Here is a 14157-nt window from a genome sequence, read left to right as displayed (position 1 = left end):
ACCGCCATGACGATCGCCTGCGGGTCGTCGAGCATGCGCAGCTCGTCGCCGATGAGTCCGTTGACGACCGAGACGATCCGCCGCCCACGCCGCGTGCTCTCGACCGGTCGGCCGATGCCGCGTGTCGCCAACGCACGCACGCTCCCGCTCGAGACACGCAGGAGGCCTGAGATCGCTCCGTAGATGGAGGTCACGCCGGCGTCGTGCAGTGACTCCGGGATGCGTCCGCCGACCGCCCGCGTGGCGCGGAAGCCACGCGTGGCGACGGCCTGGTGCATGTCACGGATGGTGCCGACGATCAGGCGGTCGACGTGGTCGAGCGCGAGTGCGGCGACGTCGGTCGTACGCGCGGGCCCATATCCGTCGGAGCTAGGGTGCATGGGCCCCATACTGCCGGTATCCGACCCGGATCGGAACCTCAGCGCAGCGAGGTCTTGGTCACTGGTGCGGCGCGTCTGCGCTCTGCTCGGCCGCCTCGACCGCAGCCTTGGCGCGCGACTCCGCCTCCGCCGCCAGCTCTTCGTCAGTGGCAACGGTGCCGTCGGCGCGGAGGCGGGAGAGCTCCAGCTCGTTGCCGGACGCGTCCTTGACCGTGGCCGACTCGACCAGCGACGCGAGCGCCTTGCCGCGCATCACTTCGCTCATCATCTCGGGCACGTGGTTGTGCTCCATGAGGTGCTGGATGTACGCGTTCGGGTCTTGGCCGGACTGCTGGGCGCGGCGCATGATGTGCTGGCTGAGCTCGGCGTCGTCGATGCCGAAGTCGCCGGAAGCCACCACCTGGTCGAGCACGAACTGGGCGGTGATCGACTCCCGTACGCGACGTTCGAGGTCGGCCTCGAACTCCTCGGCGGTCTGGCCCTCGTCCTCGAGGTAGGCCTCCATGCTCGTACCGGCGAAGGCGAGCTGCTGGGTGACCTGCTCACGACGCGAGCCGAGCTCCTCGGCCACGAGTGACTCCGGAAGCGGGACCTCGACCTGGCCGATGATCTCCTCGAGCACAAGGTCGCGGGCCTCGTTGGCCTGCTCCATGCGCTTGCCGCGGGTGACGCGGTCGAGGACGTCGGTGCGCAGCTCCTCGACGGTGTCGAACTCCGAGGCGGTCTGCACGAACTCCTCGTCGACCTCGGGGAGGTGTCGCTCCTTGACGTCGGTGACCGTGACGGTGACGTCGACGTCCTTGCCCTTGAGCTCACCGCCGACCAGCTGGGTGGCGAAGGAGACGGTCGCACCGGCCTCGAGACCGGTGACGGCTTCGTCGAGTCCGTCGAGGACCTCGCCCTGACCGACCGTGTAGGGCATGCCCTGGGCCTCGGCGCCCTCGATGGCCTGGCCGTCCTTGTCGGTGGCGGTCAGGTCGATGGTCAGCGAGTCGCCCTCCTGGGCGCCGCGCTGAACCTCGGTGAACGTGGCGAAGCGCTCGCGCAACGCCTCGATCTGCTCATCGACGTCGGCGTCGGCGATCTCGGCGTCGGCGACCTCGACCGTGATGGCCGAGACATCGGGCAGGACGATCTCGGGTCGGACGTCGAGCTCGGCGGTGATCTCGATCGGCTCGCCGTCGGAGAACTTCGTGAGGTCGATCTCCGGCTGGCTCAGCGGCTGGATCTCCTGCTCCTGGACCGCCTGGCTGTACCACTGCGGGAGGACGCTGTTGATCGCCTCGTCGAGAACGATGTTGCGTCCCACGCGCTGGTCGACGACGGCCGCGGGCACCTTGCCCTTGCGGAACCCGGGCACCGTGACCTGCGACCCGATGGTCTTGTAGGCCTGGTCCAGGCTGGGCTGGAACTCGTCGAACGGCACCTCGATGGTGAGCTTGACCCTCGTGGGGCTCAGGGGCTCGGTGCTGCTTTTCACGTGGAAACTCCTGCGGTTGATGTCGGGGAACGGTGGTCGGGATGACAGGATTTGAACCTGCGACCCTCCGCTCCCAAAGCGGATGCGCTACCAAGCTGCGCTACATCCCGTCGCCGACAGTCGAGTCTAGTGGACACTGGCACGGTGGCCCGAATCCGGTACGAGCACCTTGCCTCAACCGTCCGTCGACGCCTCCCTGCGTGCGGTTCGACCAGCGTCGTGGCGGTCGACGGGCCGAGCGGGGCGGGAAAATCCGCGCTGGCCGATGGGTTGGCTGACGAGCTCAAGGCGAGAGTGTGGCGGGTCGACGAGCTCGTACCCGGATGGCGAGGGCTCGCGGAGATGCCCCCGGTGATCGCCCGCGACCTGCTGGCGCCGATCGCGGCGGGCCAGACCGCCGTCGCCCGGCGCTGGGACTGGATCGCCGACCGACCGGGTGAGCTCGTCAGCCAGGCTCCGGTCCCCTTTCTCGTGCTCGACGGCTGTGGCAGCGGCTCACGCGTCATCAGACCGTTCCTCAGCCTGCTCGTGTGGGTGGACGCGCCGGAGCAGGTACGCCGGGAGCGGGCGATGGCCCGCGACGGCGACGTCTACGAGCCGTGGTGGGACGTCTGGGCCGAACAGGAACGTGCGCTGTTCGCAGCCGAGCAGACGAAGTCGGCCGCCGACATGCGGTTCCGCTCAGCCTGAGATCGGCGTCTGCTGGTACAGCGCGAGCCGCCAACGCCCCTCGCGGCGCACATAAGTGCTCGACATGAGGCTGACGAACGCCGGCTGGTCGCCATCGCGATAGCCGGTGCCGACGTAGACGAGGGCGGCTGTCTCCTCGCCGGCATCGACGAGTCGGACGTCGTTGATCTCGTAGCTGTGCCACGGCGGCGCATGCTCGAGAGAGGCGACGACCGCGTCACGATCCATGACCGCGCCGTTGGCCAGCACCATCACCGCGTCGTCGGTCATCAGGTCGCTGTAGAACGTCGCCCCGGTGCCGTCGCACAGCGAGTGCCAGCCCCGCTGCTCCAGCTCGAGCAGCGCCTTCTCAACGACCTGATGGTTGTTCACAACTGCACGCTAGCGATCCCGCGATGACCGGTCCGCGGAGGGCGGTGAGGTCCATCGCGGCCTCAGCCTTGTGGCATCATGGACCCGCTGTCACGGCAGCATCGCGGACGTAACTCAATTGGTTAGAGTCTCTGCCTTCCAAGCAGAATGTTGCGAGTTCGAGTCTCGTCGTCCGCTCCACCGCGAAGCGGTCCGCTCCCCTCATGGGACCAGGTCGGGTCCGCGTACAGGTCCAAGCCTGCTCGCCCTCCTCCCTGATCCGGCCCTGAAGCCGTGGCGCACGACTGCCATCATCGGAGCATGAAGACCGTCATCATCACCGGGTGCTCGTCCGGCATCGGCCAGGCCACCGCGGCCCGACTGGCCAGGCGCGGCGACTGGACCGTCTACGCCACCGCGCGACGCACCGACACGCTCGCCGAGCTGGAGAGCGCCGGCTGCCGCACGCTCGCTCTCGACGTCACCGACGAGACGTCGATGGTCTCAGCGGTCGACGCAGTCAAGACCGAGTCCGGCCGCATCGACGCGCTGGTCAACAACGCCGGCTACTCGCAGTCGGGTGCCGCCGAGACCTTGGACGTCGAAGACGTGCGCACCCAGTTCGAGACCAACGTCTTCGGTTTGCTGCGGCTCAGCCAGCTGGTTCTCCCGACGATGCGCGAGCAGCGCGACGGCCGGATCGTCAACATCTCGTCGATGGGCGGCAAGATCGTCTTCCCCGGCGGCGGGGCGTACCACGCCACGAAGTTCGCCGTGGAGGCGTTCTCCGACGCCATGCGCTTCGAGGTCGCCGGCTTCGGGGTCAAGGTGGTCATCGTCGAGCCGGGGCTCATCACCACGAACTTCGACCAGGCCGCCCTCGAGTCGATGGACCTCGAGGCTCAGGGACCGTACGCCGATTTCAACCGCACCGTGGCCAGCGCGACCGAGGACATTTACAAGGGGCCGATGAAGCGCCTCGGCGGCCCACCGGACGCCGTTGCCAAGGTCATCGAGAAGGCGCTCACTGCACGGCGTCCCCGCACACGCTACAAGGTGACACCGTCAGCCACGATGACGATCGTGTCGCGCCGCATGATGTCCGATCGCATGTGGGACACCGCGATGCGCACCACCTTCCGGCAGCCAGGTTCCTAGCGACGTTCGCTAGCGGCCCCGGCCGTAGTCGACGACCGGGCGCTCGCGGTCGATCACGAGCACCGCCCGGTCGTCGTCGCCATCGGAGACATGGGCGAGGATCCTTTTGGGCGCGTCGTCGAACCCGCTTGTCATCACCACTCGACCGGCGGTCGCTCGGAGCCAGTCGATGCCGCTACGGACGTCCCGCACGCGGTCCTCGATCACGCCGTCGGTGTAGAACATCAAGGCGTCGCCCGGCTCGATCACCCCGACGCTGCGCTGGAAGTCGGGGCGCTCGAGGACACCGAGGGCCGTGCCACGTGCGGTGTCGACATGCCACAAGCTCTGGCGATCCACCCACCGCATGGCCGGCGGGTGCCCCGCGCTGATGACCGAGTACTCCCCGGTGTCGAGGCGGACGAGCACGTGGACGGCGGTGGCGAATCCTTCGTCCCAGCGCTGACGGAGCAGGAAGTCGTTGGCGGCCGAGAACAACCCCAGGGGTGGAAGAGATCCGATCAGCCCGCTGAGGGCACCGGCGAACTGCAGCGACTGGGTTCCCGCGCCGACCCCCTTGCCGCAGACGTCGACCAGCACCATCTCGAGGTAGGTCTCGTCCTCAGAGAGATTGGCGACGAGAAAGTCGCCGGCGAACTTCGAGCCCCCTGCCGAGAGCACTGCCGACTGGGACCGCCAGCCGTTCGGGAGCGCCGGGACGACACCCTGGTGCTGCAGCCGGTCGTTGAGCTCGACGAGCATCGCCTCGCTCAGCGGGCCCGGCAGGCCGCTGCGGTATCGAGTGGACGCATACAGGACGATGACGGCGACCAGCGCCAGCATGACGATGTTGCTCATCCGGGGCGCCAGCCAGCCGTTGGCGAGCGTCTCGCGGGTCACCGTGGCCGTCGCGCACACCGTGACGACCGCGACGAGCACGAGGAGCGGCCGGTAGCGCAACATGAAGCTGCCGAGCAGGAGCGGCAACACATAAATCGCCACGGGGACGATGTTGTAGTTCACCAGGGACCCGATCATGATTCCCACGGTGAACAGCGCGAGAGCCGCCACCGCGAATTGCTGTCCGCGGCGCGTTCCGTACCGCCACGCCAATGATTTCTCTCGGGCGAAGCCGACGGGCGCGAACACAGCGGGGCGCATACTCGGGGTCACGAGGTGAGCCTATCGGCGCGCTGGCAGGCAGGGCACCAGAACAGTTTTCTCCCTCCGACGATCCGCGTGAGGACCCCGTTCCCGCAGAGCATGCAGGGCAATCCGGCACGGCGGTAGACGTAGACCTCGCCACCGTGGGCGTCGATCCGTGGGTCGCGGCCCATCGCCTCCGGCGTGTGCTCCGATCGGACGGTGTCGATGCGACCCGAGCGCACCCCCGCGCGCATCAGGTCGCGGAGGTCGGTCCACACCGCGTCCCAGGTCGTACGGTCCAGCTCGCGCCCGGGGAGGTCGGGCGGGAGACGGTGCCGGAACAGCACCTCGGCGCGGTAGACGTTGCCCACGCCCGCGATCGCGGACTGGTCCATGAGCAACGTCGCCACAGAGGCACGGGAGGTCGAGACGCGCCGCCACGCGTCGTCGGGATCGGCGTCGTCGCGGAGCGGATCAGGGCCCAGGCGGGCCAACAAAGACGCGCACTCCCCCGGAGTCAGCAGCTCGCAGGCGGTCGGGCCGCGCAAGTCCGACGTGACCGCTCCACTCCGCAAGCGCCAGCGCACCTGACCGACGACCTCCGGCTCCTCATCGCATGTGGTGATCGTCCACCCGCCGAACAGCCCCAGATGCACATGGACCGACTCGGCGACGTCCTCGAAGCGCAGCAACAGGTGCTTGCCCCACGCCTCGGCTGCGAGTAGGCGGCGCCGATCGACCCGAGCGGCGCCTGCGGTGAACCGGCCCTGTGGGCTCGTGGAGGCGACCACACGTCCGGCGAAGTGTTCGCGGAGCTCGGCGGCGACGCGATGAAGGGTGTGACCTTCAGGCAATCTCGCCGGTCTCCTCGTAGGCGAGCAGCATGTCGAGGCGCCGCTGGTGCCGTTCGGCCTGGCTCCAGGCGGTCGTCAGGAACGTCTCGACGATGGCGATGGCCTCGTCGGTGGAGTGCATGCGGGCACCGATGGACATCACCTGGGCGTTGTTGTGCTGGCGGGCCAGTGCGGCGGTCTCGGTGCTCCAGGCGAGCGCCGCCCGGGCACCCTGCACCTTGTTGGCGGCGATCTGCTCACCGTTGCCGGAGCCGCCGATGACGACGGCGAGTGAGTCCGGCTCGTCGACGGCGGCCTGGGCGGCGGCGATGCAGAACGGTGGGTAGTCGTCGTCTGCGTCGTACTCGAGCGCCCCGTGGTCGACCGGTTCGTGGCCACGGTCGGTGAGCCAGGTGATCAGGTGGGTCTTGAGCTCGAAGCCGGCATGGTCGGAGCCGATGTGCACGCGCATGGACGCAGTCTTTCAGTCGCGGCGCGACAGGAACGCGCCGACTGCGGCGACGGCGGCGCGCGACGACGCGAGCAGCGTCGGATGCCGCCAGAAGCCGTGCATCGTACCCAGGGCTCGCCACGCCGTGACGTCGGCGCCGGCGACGGCCAACGCCGCCGCGAAGGCCTCGCCCTGGTCGCGGAGGATGTCGTGCTCGGCGGTCACGATCAGCGTCGGCGGGAAGCGTCCGAGGTCGGCTCGCAGCGTGCTCACCTCAGGGTTCTCACCTGCCCGGTCCGGTGCGTAGGCATCCCAGAACTCGCGCATGCTGGCCGCGTCGAGCGCGGCGTTGTCCTCCTCTGCGTACGCGGCGTCGACATCGACGGGTGGATACATCAGCACCAGGGCATCGAGCAGGTCCGGTGCGCGCACGGTGAGTCCGGCCAACAGGTTGGCGCCGGACGAGTCACCGATGCCGGCAATGGTCTCGGTGCCGAGCCGCAGTCCGCGGGCCTCCGCCCGCAGCCAGCGGGCCGCGGTTTCCACGTCGTCGAGCGGCGCGGGGTACGGGTGCTCCGGGGCGCGCCGGTAGTCGACGGCGAGCAGCGCCCATCCTGTGCGGTGGGCGAGCTCGCGGCAGAACGAGTCGTGCGTCTCGAGGTCGTGCAGCACCCAGCCGCCACCGTGCACGTACAGGGCCACCGGCGCGCCGATACGCGGACGGTAGAGCCGGCACGGGACGCCGTCGGCGTCGACGTCGCGCACGTCATCGAGCCCGACCCGGTCCGCTTCGGCCATCGCGATTCGACGAGACTGCGCTCGCACCTCCTCGAAGCTCGCGCCGGAGGTCACCAGCGGATCGTCCTCGAGGGCTCGCAGGAGGGAAGCGGCGTCAGGTGTCAGCACCATGGCCCGCAGGCTACGCGCCCTGCAGGGGCTCAGTCGAAGATCGGCTCACGGGTTCGGGTGCGCTTGAGCTCGAAGAACCCGTCGTAGCCGGCGAGAAGTCGGGCGCCGTCGAAGACTCGGCCGGCCCGCTCCCCTTCGGGTGCCGGGCTCATGACCGGCCCGAAGAACGCGGAGTCGTCGATCGCGATGACAGGCGTGCCGACCTCCTGGCCGACAAGGTCGATGCCCTCGGCGTGCGAGACGCGGACCGCCTTGTCGTGGTCGTCTGCGTCGGCGGCGTCGGCCAGGTCGGCGGGCAGACCGACCTCCTCGAGCGCCTCGACGTAGACGCCCTGGTCGTAGTCGCGGCCGTCGACGTGGTGACGGTTGCCGAGCGCGGTGTAGAGATCGCGTACCACCTCCGGGCCGTGCGCCTGCTCGGCAGCGGCGACGACGCGAACCGGACCCCACCCGGCGGCGATGCGCTCCTTGTACCTTTCGTCAACGTCGTCGCGGTCCTCGTTGAGCACGGACAGGCTCATGAGGTGGAAATCGGTGCGCACGTCGCGCACCTTCTCGACCTCGAGCATCCAGCGCGACGTCATCCAGGCCCATGGACAGACCGGGTCGAACCAGAAGTCGACGGTTTCAGTGCGTGCGGCGGCTGTGGTGGTCCCCGAGATAGTCATGTGTTCTACAACAACGGACGGCCCGCTCGCATTTCCTCGACGAGCGACGCGACCACCGCGTCGAGCGCTCCCCCGTGCCGCGCGGCGACGTCACGCTGACGCTGATAGGACGCACCGCCGGTCATGATGTCGCGGATTCCGCCGAGCTCGTCGACACACCCAAGGCGCTCCGCAACGGGCTCGAGACGCTTGAGGAGCTGCTCGAGATCGGTGGTGACCAGCTCCTCCTCGGCGTGCTCGTCCAGGATGAGAATCGACTCCATGCCGTAGCGGGCCGAGCGCCACTTGTTCTCCTGGGCGAACCACGGCGGGATGTTCGGCAGGCTGCGGCCGGCGTCGAGCTCGGACGAGAAGTGCTCCACCAGGCAGTGTGTGAGCGCCGAGATGCTCAGCAGCTCGGCCATGTTCGGGATGCCGTCGCAGACGCGGACCTCGAGCGTGCCGAACTTCGGTGACGGTCGCAGGTCCCACCGGATCTCGTCGAACACGTCGATGACGCCGGTCTGGAGCATGTCGTCGACGTAGGCCTCGAACTCCGTCCACTTCTGGAAGTGGAACGGCAGTCCCGCGGTGGGCAGCTGCTGGAACATCAGGGCGCGATTCGACGCGTAGCCCGTCTCCTTGCCGCCCCAGAACGGCGAGGACGCGCTCAGGGCCTGCAGGTGGCCGTAGTACGACAGCATCGCCGCGCTGATCGGGAGCACCTTGTCGCGGTCCTCGACGCCGACGTGCACGTGGACGCCGTAGATGAGCATCTGTCGTCCCCACCACTGGGTGCGGTCGATCAGCGTCTGGTACCGCTCCTTGTCGGTGACCTTCTGGTTGTCCCACTGGGCGAACGGATGCGTGCCCGCACACATCAGCTCGACCCGCAGCGGGTCCGTGACGCGCCTGATCTCCTCGATCGCGCGCTCCAGGTCGGCCCCGGCCTGACCCACGGTGCCGCAGATGCTGGAGACGACCTCGACCGTGTTGAGCAACAGCTCCTGACGGATCAGCGGGTGCTCCCGGCCGCCCTCGGGCGCCACGGCGTCGAGCACCGTCTGGGCCACCTGGCGCAGGTCGCCGGAGTCGGCATCGACCAGCGCCAGCTCCCACTCGATGCCGACGGTGGACCGTTGTGAGTCCGCAAACGGGATGTTCACGACTCCATCGTGCCCCATGAAAGAGTGACGCCATGCCTGGTTCGAATCTCACCCGCGAAGAAGCCCAGGAGCGCGCGGCGGTCGTCTCCACCGAGACCTACGTCGTCGAGCTCGACCTCACCCTCGACCCGGAGAACGGCACCCACGTCCGCTTCGGTTCGACGACCACGATCCGGTTCGGTGCCACCCCCGGTGCGTCGACGTTCGTCGACCTCGTCGACGGGGAGATCTCCTCGATCACCTTGAACGGCACGTCGATCGACCCGTCCGTCTACAGCGACAGCCGCATCCCGCTCACCGATCTGGCGACCGACAACGAGCTCCGCGTCGAGGCCACCTGCCTGTACTCGCACTCCGGAGAGGGACTGCACCGTTTCGTCGATCCCGTCGACCAGCGGACCTACCTCTACACGCAGTTCGAGGTGCCCGACGCCCGTCGCGTGTTCACCACCTTCGAGCAGCCCGACCTCAAGGCGACGTTCGAGTTCCACGTGACCGCTCCGTCCGGCTGGGAAGTCGTGTCGAACTCCCCCACGCCCCAGCCCGAACCGGTACAGCCCGAGACGGTTCACGATGGCGTCTCCACCTGGCACTTCGCGCCCACCGAGCGCATGTCGACCTATATCACCGCCCTGGTGGCCGGCGAGTACCACGTCGTGCGCGACGTCTACCGCGGCGCGTACGACGAGATCCAGCTCGGACTGTTCTGCCGCCAGTCGCTCGTGGAGCACCTCGACGCCGACGACCTCCTCCTCGTCACCAAGCAGGGGTTCGAGTTCTTCGAGGGTGCCTTCGAGATGGCCTACCCGTTCGGCAAGTACGACCAGCTGTTCGTCCCGGAGTACAACATGGGTGCGATGGAGAACGCCGGTTGCGTGACGTTCCGCGACGAGCTGCTCTTCCGCAGCCGTCAGACGGTTTCCGCCTACGAGCAGCGGGCGAACACGATCCTGCACGAGATGGCGCACATGTGGTTCGGCGACCTCGTGACGATGAGGTGGTGGGACGACCTGTGGCTCAACGAGTCGTTCGCGGAGTTCGCCGCCCACCACTCCTCCGTCGAGGCGACCCGTTTCACCGAGGCGTGGACCGGCTTCACCAGCAACCGCAAGAACTGGGCCTACCGGCAGGACCAGCTGCCGTCCACGCACCCGATCGCCGCCGACAACTACGACCTGCGCGCGGTGGAGGCCAACTTCGACGGCATCACCTACGCCAAGGGCGCGTCGGCGCTCAAGCAGCTCGTCGCCTGGGTCGGTGAGAAGGACTTCTTCGCCGGCCTGCGGTCGTACTTCACCAAGTACGCCTTCGGCAACACCGAGCTCGCCGACCTGCTGGCAGAGCTGGAGGACGCGTCCGGACGTGAGCTGGGTCCGTGGGCGCAGGAGTGGCTGCAGACTTCGGGAGTTAACACTCTTCAAGCGCGTTTCGCTACCGATGATCTTGGCGCTTTCACGGCGTTCGACGTCGAGCAGAGTGCCATCGACGCCTTCCCGACGCTGCGCCGCCATCGGATCGCGATCGGCCTGTACAACCAGGTGGAGGGCCGTCTGGTGCGTACCGAACGCGTCGAAACCGACGTGCGTGGGGCGTCCACGCCGATCCCGGAGCTGCTCGACCACCGCCAGCCGGACCTCGTGCTGCTCAACGACGACGACCTCACCTACGCCAAGATCCGCCTCGACGAGCGCTCCTTCACGACGCTCATCGAGAGCATCGCCACGTTCGACGAGTCCCTCCCCCGAGCCTTGTGCTGGGGCGCCGCCTGGGACATGACGCGTGACGCCGAGCTGTCCTCCGCGGACTTCGTGTCCCTCGTCCTGGCCGGCGTCGGGTCGGAGACCGACCTGACCGCCGTCGGCGCACTGCTCCGGCAGGGACAGAGCGCCGTCAACCTGTTCACGTCCGACGCCACTCGACCCGAGCTGGCCGAGCGTTGGGAGTCGGGACTGCGTGCGCTCCTGAATGATGCCGATCCGGGCAGCGACCACCAGCTCGCGCTCGTTCGGGCGTGTGCGGCTGCTGCCTCCGGTCCCGGCCACCTGCGCGAGATCCTCGGGGGTGGTCTGCACGGCCTCGATGTCGATGTCGACATGCGCTGGACCCTGGTGTCCGCGCTCGCCCGCCTCGGCGACGCCGACGAGGCTGAGATCGTGGCCGAGCTCGAGCGCGACGCCACCATCTCCGGGCAGGAGAAGGCCGCCGCGGCCAGGTCGATCCGACCCACGGCCGAGGCCAAGGAGGAGGCCTGGCGGCGCGCTGCAGTCGATGCGGCGACGCCGAACGAGACCCGGCGTGAGATCGCCATGGCATTCCAGGTCGCCGGCCAGGCCGACGTGCTGGAACCGTATGTCGACCGCTACCTCGAGATGGCCGAGACGATCATCGAGGACATGGGCGTCTGGATCGGACAGGTCGCGCTGGTCTACCTGTTCCCGCTGGCCAACCCGTCACAGAGCACACTCGACAGGGTCGATGCGTGGTTGGCGTCGACGTCCGCCGACGCGGCCGCCACGCGGTACGTCTCGGAGGGTCGCGACGACCTTGCCCGCGCGCTCAGGGCGCAGGTCGCGTTCGAGTCCTCCTAGCCCACCGGTTCAGCACGGTGCTTGTGGGTGTCGGCGACCTCGACGTCGGTGCTGGGCGGCGGCGGGACGTAGTTGGTGCGAGCCGTGAGCAGGGCCAACAGCGTGATGACCGCGATGAGCCCGAGCGTGCCTCCGCCGAAGAAGATGAGGTTCTCGAGGATGCTCCGTGGCTCGCCCTCGGCCCACGTGCTGGGGCTGTCGGCCATGGCCGGCGCGGCGGGACCGACGATCAGAACGGCCGCGGACGTGAGAATGGCAACAAGGCGAGCGGGAGCTTTCATGGGCCACATCGTAGCCGCCCGTAGGCTGGAGACATGACCTACCTCGACTGGTTGCTCCCTGCCCAATGGGACCTCCCCGGGGGCAGGGAACTGCCGTGGTACGTAGCCACTCCTGGGGCCATCGTGCTCATCATCGTCGTCGGACTGGTGTTCCGATGGCTGGTCAAGCGAGCCATCGACCGCATCGTCAAGCGCGCCAGTGCGGGCGTCGTTCCGGGCATGATCTCCGGCACCAAGGCCGGTGCCGTGCTCGCCGACCTGCGCCCCGGGGCGGGCGAGCGTCGCAAGCAGCGTGCCGAGACGATGGGATCGGTCCTCGCGAGCATTGCGTCCGGCGTGATCATCGCGATCGTCGTGGTCATGGTGCTCGACCAGGTCGGCGTGAACATCGCGCCGATCATCGCCAGCGCCGGCATCGTCGGCGTCGCCCTCGGATTCGGCGCGCAGAACCTCGTCAAGGACTTCCTCAGCGGCATCTTCATGATCCTGGAGGACCAGTACGGAGTCGGTGACTCCGTCGACCTCGGCGAGGCCATCGGCACGGTCGAGGCGGTCGGCCTGCGGGTCACGCGGCTTCGCGACGTCGACGGCACCGTCTGGTACGTCCGCAACGGCGAGATCCTGCGGGTCGGCAACCAGAGCCAGAACTGGGCGCGCACGGTGCTCGACATCACCGTCGCCTACGAGTCCGACCTCGACCAGGTGCAGCAGCTCCTCCAGGAGGAGGCCACCGCGATGTACGAGGACGAGCGCTACCACGACATCATCATCGAGGCGCCCGAGGTGTGGGGTGTGGAGCGGTTCGACAAGGACGGCGCGGTCGTCCGCGTCGTCCTCAAGACGGCACCCCTTCAGCAGTGGCCGGTCGCCCGCGCCCTGCGTCAGCGGATCAAATCCCGCTTCGACGCCGCCGGCATCCACATCCCCACGTCGTTCATCCCCGGCCAAACCCAGGGTGAGGTTCCGTGAGCGAGCCGAGCGCGACAGAACCGACGTTCTACGAGCAGATCGGCGGGCACGAGACGATCGCCCGCATCGTCGAGGTCTTCTACGAGGGCGTGGCCACCGACGAGGTCCTGCGGCCGATCTACCCCGAGGACGACCTCGCACCAGCCGCGGCGCGGTTCACGATGTTCCTGGTGCAGTACTGGGGCGGCCCGACCACGTACTCGACGCAGCGCGGCCACCCCCGCCTGCGCATGCGGCACGCACCGTTCACCGTGACGATGGAGGCCCGCGACCACTGGCTCACCCATTTCCGTGCCGGGCTCGACGCTGTGGAGCTCACGCCGGAGCAGGACGCCGAGTTCTGGGCATACGTGCAGCACGCGGCCACGTTCATGGTGAACACCATGGACGAGCCGAAGCCGATCTAGGCGGGCAGCATCGCGGCGGTGAGGGCCTCGCGCTCATCGTCGTCGAGCCGGCGCGACCGCTGGTTCGTCAGGTCGAAGCCGACCAGGGTGGCCGTGGCGGAGCCGTACTGACCACCGTCGATGCGGGTCGTCGAGCTGAAGGACGACCGACCGACGTGCGAGATGTGCGACTGCACGGGATACGGCTCGCGACGCCACGGCAGGGACTCGCCAGGGTCGAGCTCCACCCGTCCGACGACGAAGCGGCCGGCCTGGCGGTGCGGGATGACCGAGGCGAACGACATGATGCGCGTCTCCTGGAACAGCTCGAACAGGCGGGTCAAGGTGACGGCCCCGTCGGGACCGACGTCGCTGCGACGCACCCACATCTGCAACGGAGTCCCTCGGTCGTCATCGATCGGTTCCGGTCGACCGTGCTCGGTGACGACGGTCGAGAACAGTGCCGAGCCGTCGTGCGAGCGGATCTCCTGTGTCAGCACGTCGCCGTCGACCGACGAACGGACGGTGACCGGTTTGCTGCTCAGCAGCAAGGGACGCATGAACTCGACGCGGACCCGCCTGATCGGCAGGTCGTCGTCCAACAGGCTTTCGTCGACGAGCTGGGCGCGGGCCTCCATCGCGTAGTCGACGTAGACCACGTTGTTCACGTGGTTCAGCTGGTCGAGGTCGGCCCAGCGCATGGGGATGCGGATGTCGTGCACCCGCCGATGATCGCAGACTGT

At 68.3% G+C, this 14157-nt stretch carries 16 protein-coding genes and 2 tRNA genes; 6 read left to right on the top strand and 12 right to left on the bottom strand.

Annotation, left to right across the window (positions count from 1 at the left end):
* The 3 genes from ACRDPN_RS12500 to ACRDPN_RS12490 form a co-directional block, all read right to left on the bottom strand.
* Positions 1 to 380: hypothetical protein (locus ACRDPN_RS12500; RefSeq protein ID WP_431448373.1), on the bottom strand; the 380-nt coding region annotated here is incomplete at its 3' end.
* 58 nt (positions 381 to 438) lie between these two features.
* The gene (gene tig / locus ACRDPN_RS12495) at positions 439 to 1860 is read right to left on the bottom strand and encodes a trigger factor (RefSeq protein ID WP_431448370.1); all 1422 of its coding nucleotides are present in this window, start codon (positions 1858 to 1860) and stop codon (positions 439 to 441) included.
* A gap of 33 nt (positions 1861 to 1893) precedes the next feature.
* Positions 1894 to 1970, bottom strand: a tRNA-Pro gene (locus ACRDPN_RS12490).
* Between the two features lie 34 nt (positions 1971 to 2004).
* On the opposite strand from ACRDPN_RS12490, the gene ACRDPN_RS12485 reads away from it, so the two are divergent.
* On the top strand, positions 2005 to 2550 hold the full coding sequence (locus ACRDPN_RS12485) for a 4-amino-4-deoxy-L-arabinose transferase (protein ID WP_431448367.1): 546 nt from the start codon (positions 2005 to 2007) through the stop codon (positions 2548 to 2550).
* Here the strand turns inward: ACRDPN_RS12485 and ACRDPN_RS12480 are convergent.
* Positions 2542 to 2922 (bottom strand): nuclear transport factor 2 family protein, encoded by a 381-nt coding sequence (locus ACRDPN_RS12480; RefSeq protein ID WP_431448364.1) that lies wholly within the window; start codon positions 2920 to 2922, stop codon positions 2542 to 2544. The two genes, ACRDPN_RS12485 and ACRDPN_RS12480, sit on opposite strands and share 9 nt — an antisense overlap.
* A 103-nt stretch (positions 2923 to 3025) precedes the next feature.
* On the opposite strand from ACRDPN_RS12480, the gene ACRDPN_RS12475 reads away from it, so the two are divergent.
* A tRNA-Gly gene (locus ACRDPN_RS12475) sits at positions 3026 to 3102 on the top strand.
* Positions 3103 to 3222: 120 nt separating this feature from the next.
* Positions 3223 to 4059, top strand: a complete 837-nt coding sequence (locus ACRDPN_RS12470; RefSeq protein ID WP_431448361.1) for an oxidoreductase — start codon at positions 3223 to 3225, stop codon at positions 4057 to 4059.
* Between the two features lie 9 nt (positions 4060 to 4068).
* Here ACRDPN_RS12470 and ACRDPN_RS12465 read toward each other — a convergent pair whose 3' ends face one another.
* Genes ACRDPN_RS12465 through ACRDPN_RS12440 form a run of 6 tightly spaced genes read right to left on the bottom strand, consistent with a single transcriptional unit; the run spans position 4069 to position 9190 of the window.
* Complete coding sequence (locus ACRDPN_RS12465; protein ID WP_431448358.1) at positions 4069 to 5211, bottom strand: PP2C family protein-serine/threonine phosphatase; 1143 nt, start codon at positions 5209 to 5211, stop codon at positions 4069 to 4071.
* Complete coding sequence (locus tag ACRDPN_RS12460) at positions 5208 to 6038, bottom strand: Fpg/Nei family DNA glycosylase (protein WP_431448355.1); 831 nt, start codon at positions 6036 to 6038, stop codon at positions 5208 to 5210. The genes ACRDPN_RS12465 and ACRDPN_RS12460 overlap by 4 nt, the downstream gene beginning before the upstream one ends.
* Positions 6031 to 6489, bottom strand: coding sequence for a ribose-5-phosphate isomerase (locus tag ACRDPN_RS12455; RefSeq protein WP_431448352.1), 459 nt, complete (start codon positions 6487 to 6489; stop codon positions 6031 to 6033). The genes ACRDPN_RS12460 and ACRDPN_RS12455 overlap by 8 nt, the downstream gene beginning before the upstream one ends.
* Positions 6490 to 6501: 12 nt before the next feature.
* A complete protein-coding gene (locus ACRDPN_RS12450; RefSeq protein ID WP_431448349.1) occupies positions 6502 to 7377 on the bottom strand; it encodes an alpha/beta hydrolase in 876 nt (291 codons plus the stop codon).
* 29 nt (positions 7378 to 7406) lie between these two features.
* The gene (locus ACRDPN_RS12445) at positions 7407 to 8045 is read right to left on the bottom strand and encodes a disulfide bond formation protein DsbA (protein WP_431448346.1); all 639 of its coding nucleotides are present in this window, start codon (positions 8043 to 8045) and stop codon (positions 7407 to 7409) included.
* 5 nt (positions 8046 to 8050) lie between these two features.
* Positions 8051 to 9190 (bottom strand): glutamate--cysteine ligase, encoded by a 1140-nt coding sequence (locus ACRDPN_RS12440; RefSeq protein WP_431448343.1) that lies wholly within the window; start codon positions 9188 to 9190, stop codon positions 8051 to 8053.
* Positions 9191 to 9222: 32 nt separating this feature from the next.
* Here ACRDPN_RS12440 and pepN point away from each other — a divergent pair, with 32 nt between their 5' ends.
* The gene (gene pepN, locus ACRDPN_RS12435; protein ID WP_431448340.1) at positions 9223 to 11778 is read left to right on the top strand and encodes an aminopeptidase N; all 2556 of its coding nucleotides are present in this window, start codon (positions 9223 to 9225) and stop codon (positions 11776 to 11778) included.
* Here pepN and ACRDPN_RS12430 read toward each other — a convergent pair.
* On the bottom strand, positions 11775 to 12059 hold the full coding sequence (locus ACRDPN_RS12430) for a hypothetical protein (protein WP_431448337.1): 285 nt from the start codon (positions 12057 to 12059) through the stop codon (positions 11775 to 11777). The two genes, pepN and ACRDPN_RS12430, sit on opposite strands and share 4 nt — an antisense overlap.
* A gap of 33 nt (positions 12060 to 12092) precedes the next feature.
* Between ACRDPN_RS12430 and ACRDPN_RS12425 the strand changes: the two genes are divergently transcribed.
* Positions 12093 to 13028 carry a mechanosensitive ion channel family protein gene (locus ACRDPN_RS12425; protein WP_431448334.1) on the top strand — a complete coding sequence of 312 codons (936 nt, stop codon included), beginning with the start codon at positions 12093 to 12095 and terminating at the stop codon, positions 13026 to 13028.
* Positions 13025 to 13435: a globin gene (locus tag ACRDPN_RS12420; RefSeq protein WP_431448331.1), complete on the top strand. Its 411-nt coding sequence runs from the start codon at positions 13025 to 13027 to the stop codon at positions 13433 to 13435. The genes ACRDPN_RS12425 and ACRDPN_RS12420 overlap by 4 nt, the downstream gene beginning before the upstream one ends.
* Here ACRDPN_RS12420 and ACRDPN_RS12415 read toward each other — a convergent pair.
* Entirely contained in the window at positions 13432 to 14136 is a 705-nt protein-coding gene (locus ACRDPN_RS12415; RefSeq protein ID WP_431448328.1) for an acyl-CoA thioesterase, read from the bottom strand. The two genes, ACRDPN_RS12420 and ACRDPN_RS12415, sit on opposite strands and share 4 nt — an antisense overlap.
* Positions 14137 to 14157 lie beyond the last annotated feature (21 nt).

Origin of the sequence: Aeromicrobium sp. (assembly GCF_050700635.1) — a bacterium.
Taxonomy (GTDB): domain Bacteria; phylum Actinomycetota; class Actinomycetes; order Propionibacteriales; family Nocardioidaceae; genus Aeromicrobium.
Note: the sequence above shows the minus strand (reverse complement) of the source record. Positions and strands in the feature narration are given on the sequence as shown.

Bases quoted from the DNA above. Each gene is read 5' to 3' on its own strand.
- ACRDPN_RS12470 (WP_431448361.1), top strand. From the start codon at position 3,223: ATGAAGACCGTCATCATCACCGGGTGCTCGTCCGGCATCGGCCAGGCC.
- ACRDPN_RS12455 (WP_431448352.1), bottom strand. From the start codon at position 6,489: ATGCGCGTGCACATCGGCTCCGACCATGCCGGCTTCGAGCTCAAGACC.
- ACRDPN_RS12450 (WP_431448349.1), bottom strand. From the start codon at position 7,377: ATGGTGCTGACACCTGACGCCGCTTCCCTCCTGCGAGCCCTCGAGGAC.
- ACRDPN_RS12445 (WP_431448346.1), bottom strand. From the start codon at position 8,045: ATGACTATCTCGGGGACCACCACAGCCGCCGCACGCACTGAAACCGTC.
- pepN (WP_431448340.1), top strand. From the start codon at position 9,223: ATGCCTGGTTCGAATCTCACCCGCGAAGAAGCCCAGGAGCGCGCGGCG.
- ACRDPN_RS12430 (WP_431448337.1), bottom strand. From the start codon at position 12,059: ATGAAAGCTCCCGCTCGCCTTGTTGCCATTCTCACGTCCGCGGCCGTT.
- ACRDPN_RS12425 (WP_431448334.1), top strand. From the start codon at position 12,093: ATGACCTACCTCGACTGGTTGCTCCCTGCCCAATGGGACCTCCCCGGG.